The 24,682-nt window shown below is 36.2% G+C and carries 18 protein-coding genes; 12 read left to right on the top strand and 6 right to left on the bottom strand.

Annotation, left to right across the window (positions count from 1 at the left end; genetic code table 11):
• Positions 1-44 precede the first annotated feature (44 nt).
• The 4 genes from ACNFU2_RS05365 to ACNFU2_RS05350 all read right to left on the bottom strand — a co-directional run bounded on the left by ACNFU2_RS05365 (position 45) and on the right by ACNFU2_RS05350 (position 4,726).
• Positions 45-1,676 (bottom strand): M1 family metallopeptidase, encoded by a 1,632-nt coding sequence (locus ACNFU2_RS05365; RefSeq protein ID WP_306612594.1) that lies wholly within the window; start codon positions 1,674-1,676, stop codon positions 45-47.
• A 277-nt stretch (positions 1,677-1,953) separates the two neighbouring features.
• The gene (tatC, locus tag ACNFU2_RS05360; protein ID WP_273648238.1) at positions 1,954-2,781 is read right to left on the bottom strand and encodes a twin-arginine translocase subunit TatC; all 828 of its coding nucleotides are present in this window, start codon (positions 2,779-2,781) and stop codon (positions 1,954-1,956) included.
• A 175-nt stretch (positions 2,782-2,956) separates the two neighbouring features.
• Entirely contained in the window at positions 2,957-3,652 is a 696-nt protein-coding gene (locus ACNFU2_RS05355) for a type 1 glutamine amidotransferase domain-containing protein (protein WP_418124042.1), read from the bottom strand.
• Between the two features lie 114 nt (positions 3,653-3,766).
• Positions 3,767-4,726 carry a KpsF/GutQ family sugar-phosphate isomerase gene (locus tag ACNFU2_RS05350; protein WP_273648236.1) on the bottom strand — a complete coding sequence of 320 codons (960 nt, stop codon included), beginning with the start codon at positions 4,724-4,726 and terminating at the stop codon, positions 3,767-3,769.
• Positions 4,727-4,887: 161 nt separating this feature from the next.
• On the opposite strand from ACNFU2_RS05350, the gene recQ reads away from it, so the two are divergent.
• The 7 genes from recQ (at position 4,888) to ACNFU2_RS05315 (ending at position 13,083) form a co-directional block, all read left to right on the top strand.
• Positions 4,888-7,092, top strand: coding sequence for a DNA helicase RecQ (gene recQ, locus ACNFU2_RS05345; RefSeq protein WP_172278637.1), 2,205 nt, complete (start codon positions 4,888-4,890; stop codon positions 7,090-7,092).
• A gap of 49 nt (positions 7,093-7,141) precedes the next feature.
• A complete protein-coding gene (locus tag ACNFU2_RS05340; protein WP_273651050.1) occupies positions 7,142-8,227 on the top strand; it encodes a glycosyltransferase in 1,086 nt (361 codons plus the stop codon).
• Positions 8,228-8,275: 48 nt separating this feature from the next.
• Positions 8,276-8,674: a cupin domain-containing protein gene (locus ACNFU2_RS05335; protein WP_273648235.1), complete on the top strand. Its 399-nt coding sequence runs from the start codon at positions 8,276-8,278 to the stop codon at positions 8,672-8,674.
• Between the two features lie 128 nt (positions 8,675-8,802).
• Positions 8,803-10,206, top strand: coding sequence for a dihydrolipoyl dehydrogenase (lpdA, locus tag ACNFU2_RS05330; protein ID WP_273648234.1), 1,404 nt, complete (start codon positions 8,803-8,805; stop codon positions 10,204-10,206).
• Positions 10,207-10,315: 109 nt separating this feature from the next.
• On the top strand, positions 10,316-11,188 hold the full coding sequence (locus ACNFU2_RS05325; RefSeq protein ID WP_273648233.1) for a DUF4476 domain-containing protein: 873 nt from the start codon (positions 10,316-10,318) through the stop codon (positions 11,186-11,188).
• Positions 11,189-11,219: 31 nt separating this feature from the next.
• Entirely contained in the window at positions 11,220-12,059 is an 840-nt protein-coding gene (locus tag ACNFU2_RS05320; protein WP_418124038.1) for an arylamine N-acetyltransferase family protein, read from the top strand.
• A gap of 199 nt (positions 12,060-12,258) precedes the next feature.
• Positions 12,259-13,083 (top strand): S1 RNA-binding domain-containing protein, encoded by an 825-nt coding sequence (locus ACNFU2_RS05315; protein ID WP_273648231.1) that lies wholly within the window; start codon positions 12,259-12,261, stop codon positions 13,081-13,083.
• Positions 13,084-13,122: 39 nt separating this feature from the next.
• Here the strand turns inward: ACNFU2_RS05315 and ACNFU2_RS05310 are convergent, their stop codons facing one another.
• Positions 13,123-17,037 carry a T9SS type B sorting domain-containing protein gene (locus ACNFU2_RS05310; RefSeq protein WP_418124036.1) on the bottom strand — a complete coding sequence of 1,305 codons (3,915 nt, stop codon included), beginning with the start codon at positions 17,035-17,037 and terminating at the stop codon, positions 13,123-13,125.
• 181 nt (positions 17,038-17,218) lie between these two features.
• Here ACNFU2_RS05310 and ACNFU2_RS05305 point away from each other — a divergent pair, with 181 nt between their 5' ends.
• From ACNFU2_RS05305 to ACNFU2_RS05290, 4 genes are all read left to right on the top strand, one after another.
• A complete protein-coding gene (locus ACNFU2_RS05305; protein ID WP_172278623.1) occupies positions 17,219-17,812 on the top strand; it encodes a TetR/AcrR family transcriptional regulator in 594 nt (197 codons plus the stop codon).
• A gap of 97 nt (positions 17,813-17,909) precedes the next feature.
• Positions 17,910-19,277: a TolC family protein gene (locus tag ACNFU2_RS05300; RefSeq protein WP_172278621.1), complete on the top strand. Its 1,368-nt coding sequence runs from the start codon at positions 17,910-17,912 to the stop codon at positions 19,275-19,277.
• Positions 19,278-19,286: 9 nt separating this feature from the next.
• Positions 19,287-20,348, top strand: coding sequence for an efflux RND transporter periplasmic adaptor subunit (locus ACNFU2_RS05295; RefSeq protein WP_172278619.1), 1,062 nt, complete (start codon positions 19,287-19,289; stop codon positions 20,346-20,348).
• A gap of 7 nt (positions 20,349-20,355) precedes the next feature.
• The gene (locus tag ACNFU2_RS05290; protein WP_418124033.1) at positions 20,356-23,541 is read left to right on the top strand and encodes an efflux RND transporter permease subunit; all 3,186 of its coding nucleotides are present in this window, start codon (positions 20,356-20,358) and stop codon (positions 23,539-23,541) included.
• Positions 23,542-23,695: 154 nt separating this feature from the next.
• On the opposite strand, the gene ACNFU2_RS05285 is transcribed toward ACNFU2_RS05290, so the two are convergent.
• Positions 23,696-24,142, bottom strand: a complete 447-nt coding sequence (locus tag ACNFU2_RS05285) for a KTSC domain-containing protein (protein WP_418124031.1) — start codon at positions 24,140-24,142, stop codon at positions 23,696-23,698.
• 286 nt (positions 24,143-24,428) lie between these two features.
• On the opposite strand from ACNFU2_RS05285, the gene ACNFU2_RS05280 reads away from it, so the two are divergent.
• The gene (locus tag ACNFU2_RS05280; RefSeq protein ID WP_418124029.1) at positions 24,429-24,551 is read left to right on the top strand and encodes a hypothetical protein; all 123 of its coding nucleotides are present in this window, start codon (positions 24,429-24,431) and stop codon (positions 24,549-24,551) included.
• The last annotated feature ends 131 nt before the right edge of the window (positions 24,552-24,682 follow it).

The raw sequence follows: 24,682 nt of genomic DNA, 5'->3' as shown, positions 1-24,682 counted from the left end.
ATTAAACTTTTCTTAAAATGGCAAAAGCCCTTCTGTATTTCAGCTTATTGTACCTTCTTATAATTCACGTAATAATTTTTATTAAACTCAACAGGAGTACCTTTTTTCAATTTTACCGTTTGCCATTCCTCTGTTGGATTTATAGTTTGCTCTCCGTCAATTCTGATAGGAAGCTTGAAGTTCTTAACAACATTGGTGTATCTGAACTTCAATGCTTCTCCTTTTTGAGAGTATTCCAGTGTCGGAACTTTAATAGTTCTCAAATACTGGTTGAATACACTGGAAAAGTCAATGCCTGATTTCGAATTGATGTAGTTTTCAATTTGCTGAGTAGTTACCGTCTGGTGGTAGAATTCCTTATTAAGGCCTCTTAAGATCTGTCTGAACTTATCATCATTGTTGATAACCTGTCTGATCGTGTGGATCATGCTGGCTCCTTTAGGGTACATATCACCGCTTCCTTCATTTCGAACTCCGTATTTACCGATAATCGGGATATCATTGCTTATGATATTGCGTATTCCGATGGCATATATATCTGCTGATTTTTTATCCAGGTATTTTTCTGTAAAAAGAACTTCTGAATAATTGGTAAAACTTTCATGGATCCACATGTCAGCCTGATCTTTTGCGGTAATATTATTGGCAAACCATTCATGTCCGCTTTCATGGATAATGATAAAATCCCATTTCAATCCCACTCCCGTACCGGACAGATCCCGTCCCAGATATCCGTTCATATATTGATTACCATAAGCTACGCTACTCTGATGTTCCATCCCCAGATACGGAGAATCCACGAGTTTATAAGAATCCTCATAAAAAGGATACGGACCAAACCAGTACTCAAAAGCGGATAGCATTGGTTTTACCTGCTGGAATTGCTTTTTTGCTTTTTCTAGATTGTAATCCAATACCCAATAATCCAGATCCAATTTCCCTTTTTCCCCGTTAAAAGTATCTTTAAAATTGACGTATTTTCCAATATTAGGAATGATAGAATAGCCGTTGATTGGGTTTTTAACTTCCCAAGTATATATGGTTTTATCTCCGTCCGCTTTTTTATCGATTAAACGTCCGTTTCCAACCCCAACAAGACCTTTGGAAGCAATGATTTTCATAGTGATGCCATTATCCGGCTCGTCACTCCATATATCCTTTGTAGGAAGCCATACAGAAACCCCTATGCCTTCATCAGCAACGCTCATCCAAGGATTTCCATTTTCATCCTTGGTAAAAACCCAGCCTCCATCCCAGGGTGCTTTTTTGGCAATCACAGGATTTCCGGAATAGGTGATATCAATGGTGTATTTTTCGCCTTTTTTGAAGTTTTTATTTGTGGTGATGAAAATGAAATCCCCATCCTGTTTGGTGTCGGCAATCGGAAAGCTGGCCTCCACTTTATCGGCTTTCATAGGTTTTTGAAGATCGATCTGGAAAGTAGGGTTGGTGACATCTTTGATGATTTCAAAACTGATCTTGTTGGTTCCTTTAATGCTTTTCTGATCAAAATCCGGTTCTACGGAAAGATCATATCTTTTTACATCCCAAAAGTTCCGGAATTTGGTGTTTGAACCTTTTAAAGTGTCCTGCTTTGTAAATGTTTCCGTTTTTTCGAAGAATTGTCCAAAAGCAAGTCCTGATGCAAGTAAAAGTGAATATGAAAGTTTTTTCATCTGATATCAAATTATTAATCTATCAAAAATAGAAAATTAATTGAAGATAAATTGTGAAAGCATAAAATAGTTCTTAAAACTAATATCGGTGACAACGGGCAAAACAATAGCCCTGATTGAAGTGAAAATCCTTTTTGTAAAAAAGATTGTAACGGAAAGCAGGATTAAGCTCCTGAAAAAAAATATAAATCGAGTGGTTATATCCATAAAAAATCCCGCAGATCAATCTGCGGGAATATAGTAAGAAGACGCTTTTGGTCTTTGTTTTTTGCTGACACTACTTCTGGACGACAGGCAGGTTTCCTTCACGTTTCTGAACCTTTTTATAGGTGTAAGAACACATGACAATACTGAATTCATACAGCAACAATAATGGCAGGGCTGCCATAATCATACTTAAAACATCAGCAGGAGTAATAATAGCTGCTACAACCATGATGAGCACAATAGCATGTCTTCGGTATGTTTTCATGAATTTCGGGCTCAGAATTCCGATCGTCGTAAGGAAATAAATAAGGATAGGAAATAGAAAAACCACTCCCATACCTAATACAACCTGTAAGAATAACGTGGTATAATCGCTCAGATCATAAAGAGGAACGATAATATCGGAAATTTTGAAAATCACCCCAAAGTTGACGGCAAAAGGAAGAATCAGAAAGTACCCTGATAAAACCCCTGACATAAACAATATCCACACCGCATTGATAATGAAGATCGAATTTTTTCTTTCTTTCGGATGTAATGCAGGACTGACGAAACGCCATAGCTCCCAGACTATATAGGGAAATGCCAGAACAATCCCCCCGAAAATAGAAACGGCCATCATGACATTGAACTGCTGATAAAGCCTTTGTACACGAACAGGAAATTCTTTTGGAAGATGTATGCTGTCTTCTCCGAGGATCATCCTCGAAAAGTGATTAACAATTTTAAAAGTGGGAAAGTCATTTCTGGTAGGACCGAAAAAAATATGGTCCATAATCCAATTGATATTAAAGCCAATGATAAAAGCGGCAATAATAATAGCAATAATTGAGCGAATCAGATGCCCTCTTAATTCTCCAATGTGCCCAAGAAAGGACATTTCCTTTTTTTCTTCCATTATATAGAATCTATCTAGAATATTAAGGTCTTACAAAGTAAAAACTTTATAATATATAAGCATGCAAAACTATGAAATTATAATGAGTAATTGTAATTATTGATTATGATTTTGCTGTCCTTTTTATATAATCACTGATCCCGGTAAAAAATTACCGGGATCAGTTTTGAGATTTCTACTTTTCTTGTTTTTCCAATATTTCCAGCACTTTTTCACCAACCGCTCCTCCTGATTGAGGATTTTGGCCTGTAACGAGTCTTCCGTCAGCAACGGCGAAAGAAATAAAATCTTTATCGGCTTTAACATAGTTGGCACCTTTGCTTTTTAAAACATCTTCTGTCAGATAAGGCATATGGTCAGCTAACTCAGCTGCTACCTCCTCCGAATTTGAAAAACCGGTAAGTGTTTTCCCCTTAATCAGTAATTCACCATCTGAAAGCCGGATGTTAAATAAACCTACAGCACCATGAAAAACAGAAGAAACAATTCCTCCGTTTTCATAGATCTTTCTTGAAATATCCTGTAACTCCTTATTGTCAGGAAAATCCCATACAACACCATGTCCTCCGGAATAGTAAATAACTTCATAATCTTCTGCATGAATATCCTTAGGCTCTAAAGTATTTGCCAACTTTTCCCTGAAGGATTGATCTGCATAATATTTCCAGTCCACCGGTTGTACAAACATTTGGAGGGAAACAGGATCAAGAGGAGTGTAACCACCTCGCGGGCTTACAAAATCGATTTCATATCCTTTTTGGGATAATTTTTCATAAAAATGAACTGCCTCACCTAGCCATAAACCGGTTGCACGATCCATTTCAGGGTATTTTTCCACACTTGTGACTACGATTAATGCTTTTTTCTTCATGTTTTTTGTATTTGTTCTTACAAGATATGGATTTTAAAAAATGTTGGCAAGGGTAAAAATAAAGTTCCGGCTTGCGAAGCAAGCCGGAACTTTATTTTTATAAGATGTTATTTTTTAGATTATTCCTTCGTCCAATAATTTGTGAAGGTCTATAATTCCAAAGTACTTACCATTTTCGGTTACAATAAGCTGGCCGATATTGTTTTCTTTTAAAACTTTTATCGCATCTTTTGCGAGAACATTTTTTTCAATGGTTTTAGGATGGGCAGACATGATATCTTTGGCCAGAACCTTAGATATATCTTCATCTTTTAACAGCATCCTTCTCAGGTCACCGTCCGTAATCACACCGATGATTTCATCTTCTTTTGTAACCACAGTAATTCCATGACTCGATGCGCTGATTGAGATAATTACATCCCGTACAGGTGCATTTTCGCTTACCTGTGGTTTTTGTGATGAAAGGAATTGTTCAACCCTTGCGGTTAAGTTTTTTCCTAAGCTTCCTCCGGGGTGGAATTTTGCGAAATCGTTTTCTTTAAAGTCGTTGAGTTCCATCAGGCAGATTGCCAGGGCATCTCCCAGTGCCATCTGTATGGTAGTAGAACTGGTCGGAGCTAGTTTATTGGGGCAGGCCTCAAGGTCAACATGGGTATCTAAAATGATTTCAGAAAATTCTGCCAGTTTGCTTTTTCTGTTTCCTGTCATTCCTATTAATGATGAAGAATAATCTTTTAAGAATGGAACAAGATTGGCAATTTCAGGTGAATTTCCGGAATTGGAAATGCATAAAACCACATCCTGTTTCTGGATAACTCCAAGATCTCCATGAATGGCTTCCGAGGCGTGAAGGAACTGGGAAGGAGTTCCGGTGGAATTGAGTGTGGCAACAATTTTATTTCCCACATGAGCAGATTTTCCTATTCCAACAACAATTAATTTTCCTTTTGCTGAATGAATAACCTCTACTGCTTTTACAAATTCATTGTCTATTCTGCTTTTTAATTTTTCAAGTTCTGAAATCTCTATTTCTAATGTTGTTTTTGCTATTGAAATGATATTTGCTCTTTCCATTTTTACCTTTACAATTTGTATACAAAATTCTCCCGATATAAATTTATACTTTAAAAAGAATATTTAATATAAATTTTATTTTTTATAAATTCGTTCGCTTTTATTATAAGCAAAAATTTTATAACTTTGGATTAGATGCAAATTTAGCAATAGAAAATTAGATGAGCGCAAAAAAAGCCAATTTATCGGGCGAATTGAAAAAGTATTTCGGGTTTTCTACTTTTAAAGGTCAACAAGAACAAATTATAGAAAATCTGTTACAAGGGAAGGATATATTTGTTTTGATGCCGACAGGAGGAGGTAAGTCATTATGTTACCAACTTCCGGCACTCATTTCTGAAGGGACGGCGATTGTAGTTTCTCCCTTAATCGCATTAATGAAGAATCAGGTAGATGCCGTAAATGGTCTTTCATCTGATGATGGAGTAGCACATGTTTTAAATTCATCATTAAATAAAACCCAAACCAAGCAGGTCTTTGATGATATTAAAAGCGGGAAGACAAAATTACTTTATGTTGCTCCTGAATCATTAATTAAAGAAGATTATCTGGATTTCCTTAAGGAAGTTAAAATTTCATTCTTTGCTATTGACGAGGCTCACTGTATTTCAGAGTGGGGACACGATTTCAGACCGGAATACAGAAATCTGAAATTGATTATCGATAAAATTGCCGACGTTCCCGTTATTGCACTTACAGCCACGGCAACTCCTAAGGTTCAGGATGATATCCAGAAAACATTGGGAATGACGAATGCATTGGTATTTAAGGAAAGCTTCAACCGTGCTAATTTATACTACGAAGTACGCCCGAAAGTCAATGTAGATCTTGAAATCGTAAAATTTATTAATCAGCATAAGGGAAAATCAGGAATTATATATTGTTTAAGCAGGAGAAAAGTAGAGGAATTTGCGCAGCTTTTACAAGTGAATGGAATCAATGCATTACCATATCACGCCGGTCTTGACCAGAAGGTAAGAGTGGCTAATCAGGATAAATTCCTCATGGAGGATGCTGATGTTATTGTTGCAACCATTGCTTTTGGGATGGGAATTGATAAACCGGATGTGCGGTTTGTAATCCATTACGATTTTCCGAAGTCATTAGAGAGTTACTACCAGGAAACGGGACGCGCAGGAAGAGACGGTGGAGAAGGACACTGCTTAGCCTTTTATGATCCGAAAGATATCGAAAAGCTTGAAAAGTTCCTTGCTCAAAAGCCGGTTTCAGAAAGGGAAATCGGATTACAACTTTTAAATGAAGTGGTAGGTTATGCTGAAACATCCATGAGCCGGAGACAGTATATTTTGTATTACTTTGGTGAAGCTTTTGATCCTGTTAATGGAGAAGGAGCTAAAATGTGTGATAATGCATCAAACCCTCCAAAATTAAAGGATGCTACAAAAGATCTGAAGAAAGTTCTGGAACTGATCAGGGAAACTGGAGAAAAGTTTAAATCCAAAGACCTGATCTCTGTGATCTCGGGAAAAGAAAGTGCTGTCACCAAATCGTACAAGCTTGAACAAAGTTCATATTTCGGTTTCGGGAAAGATCAGAAAGATAACTATTGGAAAACGATCTTAAGACAGGCTACTGTTCAGAATTTTCTGCAAAAAGATATTGAAACGTACGGTGTTTTAAAGATTACGGATAAAGGCCTACAGGTTCTGGACCATAATTTAGATCACGTGTTTATGATAGCAGAAGACCGCGAATTTGACCTTACACAGTCAAAAGCGGAAAGTGATCAGGTGCAGATGCAATCCGGAGGAGGACTGGACCAGAATTTATTTGGTCTTTTAAAGGAACTGAGGAAAAAAGTAGCTAAAAAATACGGAATTCCTCCTTATACGGTATTCATGGATCCTAGTTTGGAAGACATGACGGTTCAGTATCCGATCACAGTGGAGGAAATTGCCAAGATTTATGGAGTAGGGGAAGGAAAAGCCAAAAAGTATGGAAAGGAATTTGCCGACTACATAAAAACCTATGTTGAAGACCATAATATTGAACGTACTCAGGATATGGTACTGAAACAGGTAGCGAATAAATCGAGCCACAAAGTATTTATTATTCAGAGTACCGATAAGAAGATCGATCTTGAGGATATTGCAAGAGCCAAAAATTTAACAATGAATGAATTGTTGAAAGAAATGGAAAGTATTGTATACCAGGGAACGAAGCTGAATATTGATTACTATATTGAAGATAATTTCGATGAAGATATTGTAGATGGCTTCATGGAATTCATGAATGATTCTGAAAGCGATAGCATGAAAGTATTGCTGGATGAATTCGGAGATGAGCTTTCTGATGAAGAGGTCAGAATGTTAAGGATAAAATTCATTAGTGACGTAGCTAATTAAATTAAAAATATGAACCTTATCCGATCATGGGTAAGGTTCTTTTACAATGATGAAAAAGATTTCTGTTATTTTTATTCTGCCGGATTTGGAAACCGGAGGTGCAGAAAGAATTATTACCACAATTGCAAATCATCTTTCACGGGATCGTTTTGAACCTAAGATTTTGCTTTTACGGAAACAAGGAGGTTATCTTAGCTTTCTTGAAAAAGATGTTGAAATTATTGATATCAATACAGAAAGAATCAGACATTCATTAAAGCCTATTTTATCGGAGATCTATAAAAGGAAACCTGATATTGTATTTTCAGGATTTGGTGAGGTAAATGCATATTTATCATTGTTTATAAAGCTTTTTCCAAGGACGAAGTTCATTGCCAGAGAAACAAATGTGGTAAGTGAGCATGTGACGCGGAAAGAAATTAAATTCTTTTATAATTTTTATAATAGCTATCAACGGATCATCGCACAAAGTGATGACATGATGAGGGATCTGATGAAGAACTTTAATATAAAATCGGATAAGATTGTGAAGATCAATAATCCGGTGGATTTTGATTTTATCAATCAGAAACTTGCCGTTTCCCAAAAGCCGGAATGCTTTGCGTACAATTACAAAAATGTTGTGGCCATTGGAAATTTATCTTCAAGAAAAGGATTCGATAACTTGCTGAAAGTTTTTTCCCGATTAAAAAATGAAAATATTCTGCTCCATATTCTGGGGGACGGAAAAGACAAAGAAATCCTGCATCAGATGAAAGATTTTCTGGGATTAAAACATGTATTTTTCCATGGAAGACAGGAGAATCCTTATCAATACTTAAAATACGCGGACCTTTTCATTCTTTCTTCAAGATATGAGGGATTTCCTAATGTGTTATTGGAAGCCGGTGCTTGTGGAACTTACGCTCTTGCTAACAACTGTCCCGGAGGTATTAATGAAATCATCCAACATCAGGTAAACGGTGAGATTTCGGATATCAATAATCACGAAGATTTTTCTCAAAAGATCATGAGTATCCTGCATCAGACCTATGATAAAGAAGCCATTAAAAGTTCTATTAAATCAAGGTTTTCCAAGAATATTATTCTCGATAAATACGAAAAACTTCTGTTGGATGTAGTTCGTAGTTCATAACAAAAATTGTTAATAGGCTAATTACTAATTATTAAACCAAAGGTAATCATGGAGAAAATAATTAAATCGTTTGCAATAGCTATTTTGATGGTGAATTCTGTAGCTCTTATGGCTCAGAACACCCAGCTTTCCAGAAAAGAGTTGCTAAAAACAGGTCTTGATCAGAAAGTTAAAACTGCGGAAATTCAGGAGGTCACAATAGCTGCAGGCATAGCGGCACCGGAGCATCTGCATCCTTGTCCGGTATTGGGAATAATAAAATCAGGAGATGCTGTTTTTCAGATAGAAGGACAGCAAAAAATAATACTCCATGAGGGGGATGCTTTTTATGAACCAAAAAACGTTAAAATTCTTCATTTTGATAATGCATCAGCTGAAAAACCACTCATTTTTTCAGCAATTTATTTAAAAGAAGGAAATGAAGAAAATATCAAACTATTGAAGTAACTCCTGTAAAAGATAGGATGTCCTGTTATCAATTCTAAAATTGATAAAACTCACTTTGGTGCTTGGTAATTTATCATTAAATTTGTAAGACTTAAGATAGATAATAATAAACAAATTCATAAAATAACATGAGTCAATTCGATGTTACCGTAATAGGTTCTGGTCCTGGTGGTTATGTTGCTGCAATTCGTGCTGCGCAATTAGGCTTCAAAACAGCAATTATTGAAAAATATTCAACTTTAGGCGGAACTTGTCTTAACGTTGGATGTATTCCTTCTAAAGCACTTTTAGATAGTTCCGAGCATTTCGAAAACGCAAAACATAATTTTGCAGGTCACGGAATCATTATCAATGATCCTCAAGTAGATATTGCAAGAATTATCGAGCGTAAAAATGAAGTGGTAAAGCAAAATACAGATGGGATCAACTATCTGATGAGCAAAAACAAAATTACTGTTTTTGAAGGTGTTGGAAGTTTTGAATCAGCTACTCAGATTAAAATCAGCAAGAAAGATGGTTCTTCAGAAACTATCGATTCCAAATATACAATCATTGCAACAGGTTCCAAGCCGTCTTCATTGCCTTTTATTACGCTTGACAAGGAAAGAGTAATTACTTCTACTGAAGCTTTGAATCTTAAAGAAATTCCTAAGCACTTGGTAGTTATCGGAGGTGGTGTAATCGGTCTTGAGCTAGGTTCAGTATATTTAAGATTAGGATCTCAGGTTACTGTTGTTGAATTTATGGATAAGATCATTCCTGGAATGGATGGAGCATTAAGTAAGGAATTACTGAAAGTTCTTAAGAAGCAGGGAATGAAATTCATGCTTTCTACTGCTGTTTCTGCTGTTGAGAGAAATGGAGACTCTGTAAAAATTACAGCTAAAGATAAAAAAGGAGAGGAAATTACTGTTGAAGGAGACTATTGTTTGGTTTCTGTGGGTAGAAAGCCTTATACAGATGGTTTAGGTCTTGAGAAGGCTGGAGTAGAACTTGATGAAAGAGGCAGAGTAAAGGTAAATGATCATTTACAGACCAATGTTGCCAATATTTATGCGATCGGAGATGTGGTTAAAGGAGCTATGTTAGCGCATAAAGCTGAAGAAGAAGGCGTATTTGTTGCTGAAACTTTAGCAGGTCAAAAGCCACACATCAACTACAATCTTATTCCTGGTGTAGTATATACATGGCCTGAAGTTGCCGGAGTTGGTAAAACTGAAGAGCAGTTAAAAGAAGAAGGTGTTGCTATTAAAGTGGGTTCATTCCCAATGAGAGCATTAGGAAGAAGCCGTGCAAGTGGTGATATTGACGGATTGGTAAAAATCATTGCTGATGAGAAGACAGATGAGGTTTTAGGAATGCATATCATCGGAGCAAGAGCCGCAGATTTAATTGCTGAAGGTGTAATTGCTATGGAATTCCGTGCAAGTGCAGAAGATATTGCAAGAAGTTCTCATGCTCACCCAACGTATGCTGAGGCTGTTAAAGAAGCGGCATTGGATGCTACAGGGAAGAGACCAATTCATATGTAGTATTTACTGAAAGATTAAAAATTTCAAAATTGATATAAAAAGAGAAACCAAAACTTGGTTTCTCTTTTTTTTGGCATAAAAATAGAGATGCTGATATAAAAGTAAAATAATGAAAAATATATTTATTGGTTTAGCGATGTTTACCGGAATTTATTCTTTTGCTCAGGAAGCTGGAAAAGCAGGAGAACTGTTAAAAAATGAAGCTTCTGTGACTGAAATGAAATCTTCAGCGGCCAAAGGAAATCAACAAAATAATACTACTAAAAATAATACTACTAAAAGCAATTCCGGATTTCGAAACGGTAATCAAAATAATGGTTTTAAAAATCCCAATTATCATTGGAACCAAAATTATGGATATGCAGAAGTTTTTCTGAGGATTCCTGAACTGGGATATTTCACTGTTGAACTTGGTGATCAATCCATTTCAAATAATTCCGGAAAATACCGTTTCTTTGATTTGCAATCCGGGAGAATGCCCATATCAATTTATGATAATGGATTTTTAATTTACAGATCGACTCTGATGTTAAGGAATAACAACAGAATGGTACTCGATTTTTTTACCAATGAAGGTTTATATTTATTGGATTCTTACCCGGTTCAGGACGGATCTTATGGCTTCAACGACTGGAATGATATATGGAATAATCCTTATGGTAATCAATCCGGAAACTGGAATCAACCAGGCAATACTATGGATGCCCGCACATTCAGCCAATTTTTTGAAATGCTTCAGAATAATGAGAAATTTGATGACGGTAAAATAGCATTGATTAATCAGCAGATGCGTACTTCTTTTTTTACTTCACAGCAGATAAGGGATCTTGTAAAATCGTTGAGTTTTGATAAGAATAAATTGACCCTGGCGAAATCCATGTACCGAAAATGTGCAGATAAGAACAGGTATTTCATGGTGTATGATGCTTTTGATTTCGAAAGCAGTAAGCGGGAATTAATGGAATATATAGCAAACTCATAATAAGCATCTAGACAAATTTTAAATTTAAATTATGGAAAGATCAGAATTGGAATTGTATTTAAAACGGTTGGGAACGTACTGGAACCATGAAGATAACGGCGAGCTGAAAGGCTTGCAGAAATTACATCAGTTGCATCCTAAACATATTGTATTTGAAAATATTGATTCTTTCATGGGCATCGTTCCTTCTTTAGACATAGGTGCCATTTTCCATAAACTGGTTACACTTCAAAGAGGTGGATACTGTTATGAACAAAATATACTGTTTAAAAATATCCTGACGAACTTAGGGTTTACTATCAAAATGCATCTGGCCAGAGTCCTGTGGAATAGTGCCAATGGTAAAGCAACGGCAAGATCACACATGATGCTCACTACGGATATTAAGGGTCTAAAATACCTTGTAGACGTGGGTTTCGGTTCAATGACGCTTACTTCACCCATATTACTTCAGGCAAATATAGAGCAGGAAACTCCAAATGGAGTGTTTCGATTGGTAAACAATGACATTTTTTATCAGTTGGAGGTTTTGAAGGAAGAATGGCTTCCGATCTATAAATTTTCACTTGAAGAAGTGGAGAAGCCTGACCTGGAAATGGCAAATTGGTTTGTGGCTACTGGACCTGATTCTGTATTTGGTAAATCTCTTATGATTTCCAGTGTAGATGAAAAATCCAGATATTCCCTTTTTAATCATGCATTCACTATACGCGGAAATGATGGAAGAAAAGAAAGTCTTGAAATTACTGAGCCTGATCAACTAAGGTTTATCCTGGCCACACATTTTAATCTTGACAAGCTTTCGGATCAATTATTAAGCACAATGTATAACAAGCTGAACGAAATCCGGATTCGTTTTCAGACAACTTAATAACCGGTCGATGAATAATCAACTTTGTAGCTAAGTTCTCTTTTAAAATAGACCTCTTTATAAATATAAACTGGTAAAGGAATATTGGGTCTGATTAATAAAATTAAATCAGGAAATTCAGGGAAATAGAAGCTGACGGAATTATTTCTGAAGGAGTCATTTTATATTTCCGTACCTTTGCAGACTAATTTTATCATCAATGCAACTCGGAAGAACTCAAACTTTAAAAATTTCAGAAAAAAATAATTCAGGATGGATCCTGATCGATGAATCGGGTGAAAAGGCTTTTTTACCAAAGGTTTTCGCTCAGGAAGATAAGGAAATTGAGGATGAAATTGAAGTTTTTGTGTATCAGGATGATGGTAAATTAAAAGCCACTACTGAAATTCCATTGGCTGAAGTAGGAGAGTATGCAGTAATGACAAGTGTTCAGAGTTTACCTAGTGGTGCTTTTATGGATTGGGGAATTATTAAAGATTTATTCATTCCTTATAAGCAACAAAAATCCAAAATTATTGAAGGCAAGAGATATCTGGTATATCTTTATGTAGATGAGGATCTGGAACTGATCACAGGAACAACAAAGTTTAAAAGGAATCCTCAATATGAAAATCTGCCCTTCCAGAAAGGGGATAAAGTAGATCTGATCATGATGAATGAAAGTGAACTGGGGTGGAATGTTGTTATTAATAAAAAATATATAGGATTGATCTATGCTTCTGATGTTTTCAAGAAATTATATCCGCTATCTGAAGAAAAAGGATACATTAAAGCCATTCGTGAAGACGGTAAGATTGACGTTTCCTTACAGCCTGAAGGTTTTGAAAATATTGATGAGTTTAAGCAAAAAATCCTTACCAAATTAGAGGAGAACTATGGTCTTCTTTATCTATCTGATAAATCTACTCCAGAGGAGATCAAAGGTGAAATCCAGATGAGTAAAAAGAACTTCAAGAAAGCAATCGGAGGTCTTTATAAAGATAAGATCATCGATATTATGGAGGATAAGATCAGATTATTATAAATATAAAACGAGCAGAATTTTCTGCTCGTTTTTTTGTTTTTATTCTCTGTTCTTAATCAATATCCAACCATTGTATAATCGCCCATCCGAAACCTTTATAATGTACCAATAACTTCCTGTAGGCAATGGTAATGAATTGTATTTTCCGTCCCATTCAAAAGGTTTTTTACTGATGATATCTTTGAATACCGGAATACCTCTTCTATCATAGATGCCTACTTCAGTTCCTGTATAATTTTCAAGGCCTCTTATCTTCCATTTATCGTTGATCCCATCACCATTAGGAGTAATTGCATTAGGAATATTGAAGATAGAAAAGTTTTTCTGGCCAATGATACAACCTGATTTTGTTCTTACATAAACAGTATATTCTCCCATGCTTAAATTATTAAAGACATTGGAATCCTGCCATGTCACATTATCAAGTGAATATTCATAGTTTCCACTAGCTGAAAGTAAAACAGTTGCAGAACTATTAGCAATTGTTACAGAAACGATCTCAGCTAAAACAGAATAGCTAACCTGCGTATTTGCAATGCTTTCACATCCGAAACTGTTGGTTACTTTCACAGAATAGTTTCCGGGAACGGATACTATAATTGTCTGTGTTGTAGCTCCTGTATTCCATAGATAAGAAGCAAATCCGCTTCCTGCATCGAGTGTTAATGTTTTTCCCTTGCAAAAATCAATGTTTTCTGGAAGACTGATTTTAGGCTTTGGATTTAATGTTAAGCTTAATCGTATCACTATAAAACAGCCATCGGGGGTAGATACTTTTACATGAATAATACTTGAGCCAATGCTCATCATATAAACTGAAGGATTTGGAATCGTATTTCCTGCACTATCTGTATAAGTAAAAGTGTAGTTTTGCGGGTTAGAAATAATATTTCCTTCATACGAATGAAGATTAATAGCCATTGTTGTTCCGGTAGAAGTATTGCATAAAGCATCTGTGACATCCTGAGCCGGAACATTATTGATGGACAATGTAACAGCTATGGATTGCTTTTCAGATTTGCACCCGTTCAATGTTTGAGTGACAAAATATGTTTGTCCATGTACCAGCGGTGTACTGAGAGGTAAAATATTCCCTCCCGCATTGTAAAACACAAGTGATGCTCCCGTAACAGCCAGATTAGCTAACGTAGGATTGGCAGAGGCACAAAAATCCTGAGTAGCATTTGCTGCTGGCTTAGGAGTGGAATTAACCGTCACCTGAATTGCTATTTTGTTGCTTTCACAGTTGTTAATGGTTTGTGAAGCATAATAGGTTTGCCCGCTTACAAGCCCTGTATTTAAAGGTAAAAGGTTTCCTGATGCATCATACCATTTTATATTCTGACCAATGATCTGAATATCTGAAACTTTTGGCTGATTAGTAGCGCAAAATGTTTGTTGTAAATTTTGTGTTGCAGGGAGAGCCGGAGAGGTTATAATTACATTTTGGTTTTGTGTTGCCGTATTTCCATGACCATCATTATATGTCCAGTGGATTATATAAGTTCCCGGAACAGAATAAGAAAGCGGATCTGTGGTGGTTGCTGTAATAATTCCTGCGCAATTATCAGTTGCTGTTGGGAAAGTTGAAATTACAGTATGGCAATCTCCTGTGACATCCGGCATATTGGCAATATTTGGAACCGGTGCAACAGTATCTCCTACGATTACATTTACAGTGAAGCTTCCGTCACAACCGCCTGACCCTGATACCTGACAAATATATGTCCCTGCATTAGCCGCTGTAGCATTTGAAATAACAGGATTTTGTTGGGTAGAACTAAATCCATTAGGTCCGGTCCAGCTATATGTTGTTCCCCCGGTTGCATGTAATTGGATGGATGAATTGATACAAACAGGAGAGTTTGAGGTTACTGTAGCGGCTGATGTACAATCCTTAAATTTAGCAATAAAAATATCGTTTCCACCACCAGGTAATTGCTGAAATGTTCCAGGGGTTGCGATACCTGATGTATTTCCACCTGACATTCCTGTTAAATAAATCGCATCATCATTATCTTTTGTTACCTCTCCTTGTTGTGTCGCACCATTTCCTGTATAATAAGTACCCCATTCCTTTACATCATTTTGGTTATATTTAATTAAAAATGTAGAATTATATTGTGCCGGCATTCCCATATAGGCACCGGGAGTCGATATATCCGGAAGGCCATTGAAATGTAAACCTGTGAAGAAAACATTTCCCGAAGTGTCAGGATATGCCAATAATTGAGGATCTCCATGAAAATTAAAGTAGTTTTTTGTAACGGTATTATTCGCAAGGTTAACACGCCAAATTCCTGGCTGCCCCTGAGGAAAAGCAGTTGTAGTATATTTTCCCGGAAGAATTAAAATATTATTTACAATTCTTGCTTTTAACACAAGTTCAGATCCTGCGTTTCCATAATAGCTTGATCGAAGAATGGTGTTTCCTTGTTTCGATAATTTAATATAGATTCCGTCTGATTCTCCACCTTTTATAGATTGAAAGGCATTAATCATGGGGATATTTGAAGATTGTGTAGCTCCAATTATTTCAAGATCATTGTTTGAAGAAAAAATATGGAAAATAGAAGTTGAACCATCACTTTGCCCAAAATAAGTTGCCCAATCTACATTACCTGTTGTTGAATTTAAAGAGGCTAAAATTCCATCTGTATATCCAAGAGGTGTAGATTTTGTTGGTTGCATTGCATTCACAGTTGGGAAATCAGAACTGAAAGCATCTCCTCCGATATATATCTTATTTTGATTATAAGAAACGGAATAAAGCTTGTCTTGTCTGCTGGAAACAAATTCTTTTTGAAAGACAAGAGCGCCATTATTGTCAAATTTTACTAAAACAATATTTTCATTGTATGGTCCTCTTTGAATAGTTCCCCCGGCATAAATACTAAAATCTTCGTCAAAATCAACATCCATGAAAACATCAGTCATTCCAAAACCATAATATGTTCCCCAAAGTCTTTGTCCGCTTGGCGTCAACTTCATTAAAAAAGAGTCAAGTCCACCGGCAAGATTCTGTTGATAGGTACCTGAAGTAGCAAAATTAGTATAGCTACTGGTGGTACCAAATAAGTAACCCTTATTTTGACTATCAGTTTTTATTCTACCATAATCATCACCTGTTCCACCCGCATGGCTTCCCCAGATTCTTGTTGGAACCGGATCAATGATAATAGTTTTAGTGGAAATGTCAATTGGAGTATTAAAGCTAAAAGTTTGATTACCAATATCATTAAAAGAAACGGGAATACTTACATTTATATTCTTGTTTTTAATCCAACTGTTGGGAATATTTTCCTGCATTTTTCCAAAACGCATATCCAAGGTAAGCTTACCATCTTTAATTGAGGTTGGAGCCCCACTAAATTTCATTTTTATATCTGAAATTTTTCCGCCTGGATTGATAATAAAATTGTACTCAATGGGCTTCATAGTGTCTTTTGGTTTAAAAAATACCAAATCAATATTTGAATAAATATTCTTGTATACTATTTTTTGGAACCTGTGTACATTGGTTATTCCTTTAGAATTATTGGGAATGTTGTAATAATTGTCAAAATCATAAGATTTTCCCTCCGCAATAATTGCAACACTTTTATTTGAATTTAGTAATTCAATATCAACTCTATGAAATAAATGTTCGTAAAGGAATTCATCCTCATAATACGTTTTAGCGTTTAAAGATTTATCTTTTTTAAATTTTTGGGAATTAGGATTGGATGTCTTTTTCGTTTCGTATACATCATAAGAAAACCCATTAGATCGAAGTTGAACATTCAGCCCTGCTGAATTGTACAAATATTTTACATCAGTATTTTCTTTTCCATCCTGATCAACAATCTGGCCTTTGTTTTCGTAAAAAAAATACTGATTATCCTGTATAGCTTTGGTTTGAGAAAATGTGAGTCCATAGGTGAACACTGATAAAAGAAATAAAATTTTCCGCATCTATTATTAATTTCCGGCAAATATATAAAAACGCCTCACTTTATCGGGATTAATAATCATTCATCTGTAAGTGTTTGTTTTAAAACATGATGGAAATCATGAGATTCATTTAATTATTTTGTTTAACAATTTTGTCAAAAAAAAAATTTGATCTACATTTGCACAAATTTGTTTAACAAAAATGTCAAATCAAGCAAAAAAAGACCAAACACAAGAATTGATCAAAGAAACTGCGAAGCACCTATTCTTTGTGAAAGGGAAGTTTGATGCTACTACGCAAGAGATTGCAGATGAAGCCGGAGTGAATAGAACGCTTATTAATTACTATTTCCGTTCAAGAGATAATCTGATGCAGATTGTATTTAATGAAGCGCAAAAAGTAGAACAAGAGAAATCTAAAATTATACAGAATTCCGATCTGCCTTTTAAAGAGAAAATAAGCCAGTTTATAGAAGGCAGCTTATCAACAAGCCTTCAGTATCCTTATCTGGAAACTTATATTGTTTCACAGATCAATAAAGGGAATTGTCATCAGAAGGATATAGAGGAAGATGATTTGAAAAAGATGTATGAAGACATTGAAACGGAAATGGAAGCAGGAAATATAGAGAGAATGAAACCTATCCAATTTATTCTGAATATGGTTTCTTTATTGGTATTTCCCAGCGCAATACGTCCTCTTTTGATGGAGAATCTAATGATCAGTGATAAAGAATTTGATAAGATCATATCAGAGAGAAAAGAGATCATACTGAATATTTTATTTAAAAATTAGTTAAAAGCTTAAAGTATTTTTAAATATGATCCGTCCTTTAGGAATAAAGTATTTGAAGAAGAACATCTATTAAAAAAATAAACGAAGTAATAAAATTATGAAAAGAAAACGTATAACTGCACAAAAGCTAAAAATAGGGATAGCTGCAGCATTTATGATTTTCGGTTACTCATCGGTACATGCTCAGCAACAGGTTTCTTTAAAAGAAGCCATTCAGCAGGCCCTGAAAAATAAGGCAGAAGCTAAGAAAGCTGCTTTACAGGTAAAAAAAGCTGAATATAAGATTGATGAAGCCAGAGCCGGTGCTTTACCGCAGATCAGTGCTAATATCAGCAATACTTTTAATCCTATTTTACAGAAGTCTGTTCTTCCTGGTGAGATTTTAGGAATGCCGGGACAAATGATTCCGGTGACATTCGGAACAAAATGGCAGTCTGTAAACTCTGTAACGCTTAACCAGAATATTTTTGACCAGAGAGTATTCATCGGTTTAAAAGCGGCTAAATCTACCCGTGAGTTTTATATTCTTAATTCACAGCTGACCAATGAACAAATCATTGAAAATGTAGCGACAGCTTATTATCAGGTTTTTGTTCAGGAAGAAAATCTTAAGACGATTGAAGCCAGTTATGCTAATACGGAAAGGGTAAGAAATGTGATCAAAAGTTTAGTTGATAATGGCCTTGCTAAATCTATAGACCTGGACCGTACCAACGTTCAGCTTAATAATATAGGATCGAACAGGCAACAGCTGATCAACGGAGTGGAAGTGGCTAAAAATTCATTGAAGTTTTATATGGGAGTTCCTATTGAAACACCGATAGAGCTTGAAGAAAAAACAATCGAACCCAATCCGCAGCTTTTAGCAACCAATGTGAGCCTGGAACAAAGATCTGAATTAAAAGTACTAAATAAACAAAGAGAGTTATTACAGTTTAGTAAAAAAGCAACAGAAGCTTATCTTTATCCTACCGTGGGATTAACAGCCAATTACGGATGGCAGGGATTAGGAAATAAATTTCCTTATTTCACAGGATCTTCTCAGGGAACCAACTGGAGTGATTTTGCTTCCATAGGTCTGGCCATTAAAGTTCCGATTTTTATGGGTGGCCAAACCAAGGCTCAGATTCAACAGGCTGAAATCGATATTCAGGATCTGGATCAGGATATTGAGAAAACTAAGCTTAGCCTGAACCTGGATTATAAAAATGCTATTTCCAATATGGAAAATGCGATCATCAATATCGAAAGCATGAAGAATAATGTAGGACTGGCAGAAAGGGTTCAAAGCAACACACAATCCAATTATCAGTATGGTTTAGCAACACTTACAGAAGTTCTGGATTCTGAAAATGCTCTTACTCAGGCAAAACAGAATTATGCGAATGCATTGCTGGATTATAAGCAGGCTGAGATAAAACTGATCAAAGCTAAAGGAGAATTAAATACATTAGAAAACCAATAATAAACTAAAATGAAAAAAACTTTAATATATATCATCGTAGCGGCTGTACTTATTGGTTTAGCAGCTTATAAGATTGCGGGAAACAAAGAAAAACAGACACAGGAAGTAAAAGAAGTTGCCAAGCAGGTTGATAAGATCAACGTTAATGTGGTAACCGTAAAGAGAGAAAATATCGATACGGATTACTCAGCGAATGGAACGTTTCTTCCAAAGCAGGAAATGAATCAGTCTTCTGAAATTGCAGGACGTATTGTAAGTGTTCTAGTAAAAGAAGGTTCAAGAGTTTCTGCAGGTCAGACTTTAGCAACTATTAAAAGAGATGCTATTGAGGTAGATGTATCACAGGCTCAGAATAACTTACAAAACGCAATTATCGACAATCAGCGTTATGAAAATGCTTATAAAACAGGAGGAGTTACCAAGCAACAGCTTGATAATTCAAGATTACAGCTTAAAAATATGCAGGCTGCTGTAAAAGCTCAGGGTGTAAGAGTAAATGATACCAGCATCCGGGCAGGGATCAGCGGTACAATTAATAAAAAAATGGTGGAGCCTGGAACTGTAGTTTCAGTGGGAACTTCCATGTTTGAGATCGTTAATATCAATACCTTAAAACTTTCCGTTCTGGTGGATGAAAGCCAGGTTGGGAAAATCCAGTTAGGTCAGGTAGTTCCAATTAGCGTAAATGTTCTACCTGAAGATTCTTTCAGTGGAAGAATTACATTTATTGCTCCTAAAAGTGATGCTTCTTTAAATTTCCCGGTAGAAATTGAAGTTCCGAACAAAGGAAACCTGAAAGCCGGTATGTATGCAACTGCAGTATTCAAAACAAACAACGGAGCTGAAACTCAGAACATGCTTACTGTTCCTGCGGAAGCATTTGTAAACGGGGTGAGCTCTGGCCAGTTGTTTATAGTTCAAAATGGAACTGCCAAATTGATCAAAGTAACGATCGGAAAAGTGTACGGAGATAAAGTACAGATTCTTACAGGTCTTACTGAAGGTCAACAGGTAATTACCAGCGGACAGATCAACTTGGATAACGGGTCAAAAATCAATATTGTAAAGTAGTAGACTTATGAAGTTAGCAGAAATATCGATCAAAAGACCCTCGTTGGTAATTGTATTATTTACAATTCTGACACTGGGAGGTATCCTGAGTTATACACTCATGGGATACGAATTGATTCCGAAGTTTGAAACCAATATGGTAACAATTTCTACGACCTATCCGGGAGCTTCGCCTGCAGAGGTGGAAACTTCCGTAACCCGGAAAATTGAAGATGCCGTAGGTTCTTTGGAAAATGTAAAAAAAGTAGAGTCTTCTTCATATGAAAGTTTATCCGTGATCATGGTTCAGCTGAACGATGGTGCGGATGTGGATTATGCTTTGAATGATGCTCAGCGTAAAGTAAATGCAGTTCTTAAAGACCTTCCGGATGATGTAGATCCGCCTTCACTGAATAAATTCTCATTGGATGATTTACCTATTATTACGATGAGTGTTTCTTCGAATAAATTGAATAACAAAGAACTTTATGACCTTTTAGATAAAAAAATAGAGCCTATTTTCTCCCGTGTAAACGGAGTAGCGCAGGTTGATCTTGTAGGTGGACAGGAAAGAGAGATTCAGGTGAATCTTGATGAGAAAAAATTGCAGGGTTATGGGCTTTCCATCGGAGATGTTCAGCAGGCTATCCTTTCATCCAACCTGGATTTCCCTACAGGAAGTTTGAAATCGAGAACGACAAAATCTACGATCAGATTATCCGGAAAATATAAATCGATCCAGGAAATGAACAACCTTGTTGTTTCCAATAAAGATGGAGCTCAAGTTCGTTTATCCGATATTGCTACCGTTTTCGACTCTCAGAAAGATGTTGAGAAAGTGGCGAGATTTAACCAGTTTCCGACGATCTTAATGCAGGTTAAGAAACAGTCTGATGCGAATGCGGTTGCTGTATCTGAGAGTGTTCAGAAAACCATAGCAAAAGTAGAAGAAGCGTATAAAGTTCAGGGGATAAAAGTGAAGGTAGTGAATGATACTACGGATTTTACTCTTGAATCTGCCAACCACGTTATTTTTGACTTGTTCCTGGCAATCGTACTTGTAGCTATTGTGATGTTATTATTCCTTCACAGTATCAGAAATGCCTTTATCGTAATGGTTTCTATTCCGGCTTCGTTAATTGCAGCCTTCATTGGAATGAACCTGATGGGGTATACACTGAACCTGATGAGTTTATTAGGACTATCCCTGGTGGTTGGTATCCTTGTGGATGATGCGATTGTGGTGTTGGAAAACATTTACCGTCACATGGAGATGGGTAAAAGTAAGATCAGGGCTGCGTATGATGGAGCGTCTGAAATTGGATTTACGGTTGCTGCAATTACATTGGTAATCGTGGTGGTATTCCTTCCGATTGCAATGAGTTCAGGTCTTGTAGCAAACATCCTTGGACAATTTTGCGTCACGGTTGTTATTGCAACCTTATTATCATTGTTGGCATCATTTACCATTATCCCTTGGTTATCATCAAGATTTGGTAAGTTGGAGCACTTAACAGGTAAAAACTGGTTTGAAAAATTCATTCTTTGGTTTGAAGGACTGATTGATAAATTCACACACTGGATCACAGGCATTCTTGAGTGGTGTCTGAAGTCAACGTTAAGAAGGATATCAACGGTAGTGATCACCTTTATTATTCTGATCTCTTCGTTCATGTTGGTAGCATTTGGTTTCATTGGTGGTGAATTCTTCCCTCCAATCGACCGTGGTCAGTTCTTAGTTCAAATGGAATTATCAAAAGATGCGACCGTTGAAAAGACCAACCAGTTAACTTTAGATGTAGAGAAGTTTTTAAGAAATGATAAAGATGTTGTGGATCTGATTACCACTGTTGGTCAGCAGTCAACAGGTTTTGGTGGAGCTCAGGCAACGACTTATCAGTCTGAAGTTCAGGTAAACCTTACTGATAAATCTGAGCGTGCTGAAAGTACAAACATCAAAGCAGCTAAAGTAAAAAGAGCATTAGAAGAGAAATTTACAGGAGTTGAGTTTAAAACAGCTCCAATTGGTATCCTGGGTGCTGAAAATGCACCGATCGAAATGGTTGTAACAGCTCCTGATAATGCTACAGCAGTAAAAGAGGCAACAAGAATTCTGGAACTACTGAAAAAAGTTCCCGGAGCAGTAGATGCTGAACTATCAACAGATACCGGTAACCCTGAAGTTCAGGTAAATATAGACAGAGATAAAATGGCTTCTTTAGGCTTGAATCTTCAAAGTGTAGGACAAACAATGCAGACAGCATTCAACGGAAACACAGACGGGAAATACAGAGCCGGAGAATATGAATATGATATCAATATCCGTTTCGGCGATGCGAACAGACAGTCTATTGATGATGTTAAGAACCTGATGTTCACAAATCCTAGAGGAGAAAAGGTTCGTTTGAGTCAGTTTGCAGAAGTGAAAATGGGTTCAGGACCAAGCTTACTTGAGCGTAGAGATAAATCACCTTCCGTAAAAGTAAGAGCAAAGGCGGTAGGTAGACCGGTGGGGGATGTTGCGAATGAATGGGCAGACCAGTTCATGAAGAGCGATAAAAAACCTATCGGAGTGGATTACATCTGGAGTGGTGATATGGAAAACCAGCAGGAAGGTTTCGGTACTTTAGGTATTGCCTTACTGGCGGCTATCGTATTGGTTTACCTGGTAATGGTTTCCTTATATGACAGTTTTGTTTATCCGTTTGTGGTATTGTTCTCGATTCCGCTTGCGATGATCGGAGTTATGGTTATCCTTGCCTTAACAGCAAATTCACTGAACATCTTTACGATGTTAGGGATGATCATGTTGATTGGTCTTGTGGCGAAGAATGCGATCCTGATTGTTGACTTTACCAATGCTAGAAAAGCAGCAGGATCAAATACACACGATGCCTTGATTCAGGCTAACCATGCTCGTCTTCGTCCGATTCTTATGACAACCATCGCGATGATCTTCGGGATGTTGCCAATTGCATTGGCGAGTGGAGCAGGAGCTGAATTTAATAAAGGTCTGGCTTGGGTAGTTATCGGTGGTTTAACATCGTCTCTATTCCTTACCTTGATCATCGTACCAGTAGTATACTCTCTGTTTGATTCAATTCTAAGAAGAATGGGTCAGCATGAGAAAACAGACTATGAGGCTGAAATGAAGGCTGATTACAAGCACAGAGAACTAAGTGATGACGGATTTACTCCTAAACATTTAGATTAAAATAACAACCTTAATTAACCGAAAAAGCGTATCATTTTTGATACGCTTTTTTGATTGTTCCCTGTGCTGCCAACAAAATTTTAAACTCTATTCTCCACAATAAAAAGGCTTCCAGAATAAACTGAAAGCCTTCGCTTTTATTTTATACAAAAAATTAATCTGCCATGGCCTCACCGGATTTTCTGTAGATGAAGTTTCCGTAAATGTGTCTTCTTGCAAAACGGCTTGGTGAATCAGCATTTACCATTTTGATATAGGTGTTTCTAGGTACTCCCAGGTATTCATACATCATTCCGTTTAAATGCTGGATCTTAAGAACCTGTTTTTCAAAATAGAAATCGTGAATATTAGATTTTGTAGTTGTTTCTACATATTCCTCCTTATACTTTTCCTGTGTTTCCGGGTTAATGCTCACCAAAAAGTGGTAAGCTTCAATTACAGATTTGCTTTTTTCTTCCGCTTCCAGTTTTCCGGCTTCATCATCGATAAATTTATCAGGATGAGAATCTTTCATCGTATTCCTGTAAATGGTTTTTAACTCCTGTAATGTGACTGTTTTATCTACCCCAAGAAGCTTTCTATGTTCACCAACTCTTTTCATATCTATATATTTTATTGATTCTAAGGATTCTATGTAATTGTTATATCCATAAGTATGAATTCGTACAATACTATTTTATATTCCGTTATATGGTCCTTTTTTCGGGGTGCAAAATTAGGTAATTAATTCCAGAAAATCATAACTTATTCATTATTAATTTATTTGGATATGATTTCTGGTGTAGGAAGATGGAATACAATGAGGAGTAAATTAGTTTTTGCCTATACCTTAGAAGCATTTAAAGAAACAAAGTCTTATTTTTTTTATATTTGTAAAAAAGCAGATTATGCAAAAAGAAAAATTACTAAGGAAGAAAAAAGGATATACTCAACAACAAATTGCAGATGTGATTGCTACTGATGTATCCAATTACTGTAGAAAAGAAGGAGGTGAAAGAATAAATGAATAATTTTGCAGGAATTATTCATGATAATATTATATAAACAAAAAAGCATGACATGATAATGCTTTTTTTATTTTGTAAATTTTCTTTGTCTATTTTTAATTGATTATAAGAATCATATAGAAATAAAATACTTT

Origin of the sequence: Chryseobacterium sp. PTM-20240506 (assembly GCF_048296755.1) — a bacterium.
Taxonomy (GTDB): domain Bacteria; phylum Bacteroidota; class Bacteroidia; order Flavobacteriales; family Weeksellaceae; genus Chryseobacterium; species Chryseobacterium proteolyticum.
This window is presented reverse-complemented; position numbering and strand designations above follow the sequence as displayed.

Coding starts and splice junctions, on each gene's coding strand:
- lpdA (WP_273648234.1), top strand. CDS start 8,803: ATGAGTCAATTCGATGTTACCGTAATAGGTTCTGGTCCTGGTGGTTAT.
- recQ (WP_172278637.1), top strand. CDS start 4,888: ATGAGCGCAAAAAAAGCCAATTTATCGGGCGAATTGAAAAAGTATTTC.
- ACNFU2_RS05325 (WP_273648233.1), top strand. CDS start 10,316: ATGAAAAATATATTTATTGGTTTAGCGATGTTTACCGGAATTTATTCT.
- ACNFU2_RS05355 (WP_418124042.1), bottom strand. CDS start 3,652: ATGAAGAAAAAAGCATTAATCGTAGTCACAAGTGTGGAAAAATACCCT.
- ACNFU2_RS05310 (WP_418124036.1), bottom strand. CDS start 17,037: ATGCGGAAAATTTTATTTCTTTTATCAGTGTTCACCTATGGACTCACA.
- ACNFU2_RS05335 (WP_273648235.1), top strand. CDS start 8,276: ATGGAGAAAATAATTAAATCGTTTGCAATAGCTATTTTGATGGTGAAT.
- ACNFU2_RS05290 (WP_418124033.1), top strand. CDS start 20,356: ATGAAGTTAGCAGAAATATCGATCAAAAGACCCTCGTTGGTAATTGTA.
- ACNFU2_RS05340 (WP_273651050.1), top strand. CDS start 7,142: ATGAAAAAGATTTCTGTTATTTTTATTCTGCCGGATTTGGAAACCGGA.
- ACNFU2_RS05280 (WP_418124029.1), top strand. CDS start 24,429: ATGCAAAAAGAAAAATTACTAAGGAAGAAAAAAGGATATACTCAACAA.
- ACNFU2_RS05305 (WP_172278623.1), top strand. CDS start 17,219: ATGTCAAATCAAGCAAAAAAAGACCAAACACAAGAATTGATCAAAGAA.
- ACNFU2_RS05350 (WP_273648236.1), bottom strand. CDS start 4,726: ATGGAAAGAGCAAATATCATTTCAATAGCAAAAACAACATTAGAAATA.
- ACNFU2_RS05300 (WP_172278621.1), top strand. CDS start 17,910: ATGAAAAGAAAACGTATAACTGCACAAAAGCTAAAAATAGGGATAGCT.
- ACNFU2_RS05285 (WP_418124031.1), bottom strand. CDS start 24,142: ATGAAAAGAGTTGGTGAACATAGAAAGCTTCTTGGGGTAGATAAAACA.
- ACNFU2_RS05365 (WP_306612594.1), bottom strand. CDS start 1,676: ATGAAAAAACTTTCATATTCACTTTTACTTGCATCAGGACTTGCTTTT.
- ACNFU2_RS05295 (WP_172278619.1), top strand. CDS start 19,287: ATGAAAAAAACTTTAATATATATCATCGTAGCGGCTGTACTTATTGGT.
- ACNFU2_RS05315 (WP_273648231.1), top strand. CDS start 12,259: ATGCAACTCGGAAGAACTCAAACTTTAAAAATTTCAGAAAAAAATAAT.
- tatC (WP_273648238.1), bottom strand. CDS start 2,781: ATGGAAGAAAAAAAGGAAATGTCCTTTCTTGGGCACATTGGAGAATTA.
- ACNFU2_RS05320 (WP_418124038.1), top strand. CDS start 11,220: ATGGAAAGATCAGAATTGGAATTGTATTTAAAACGGTTGGGAACGTAC.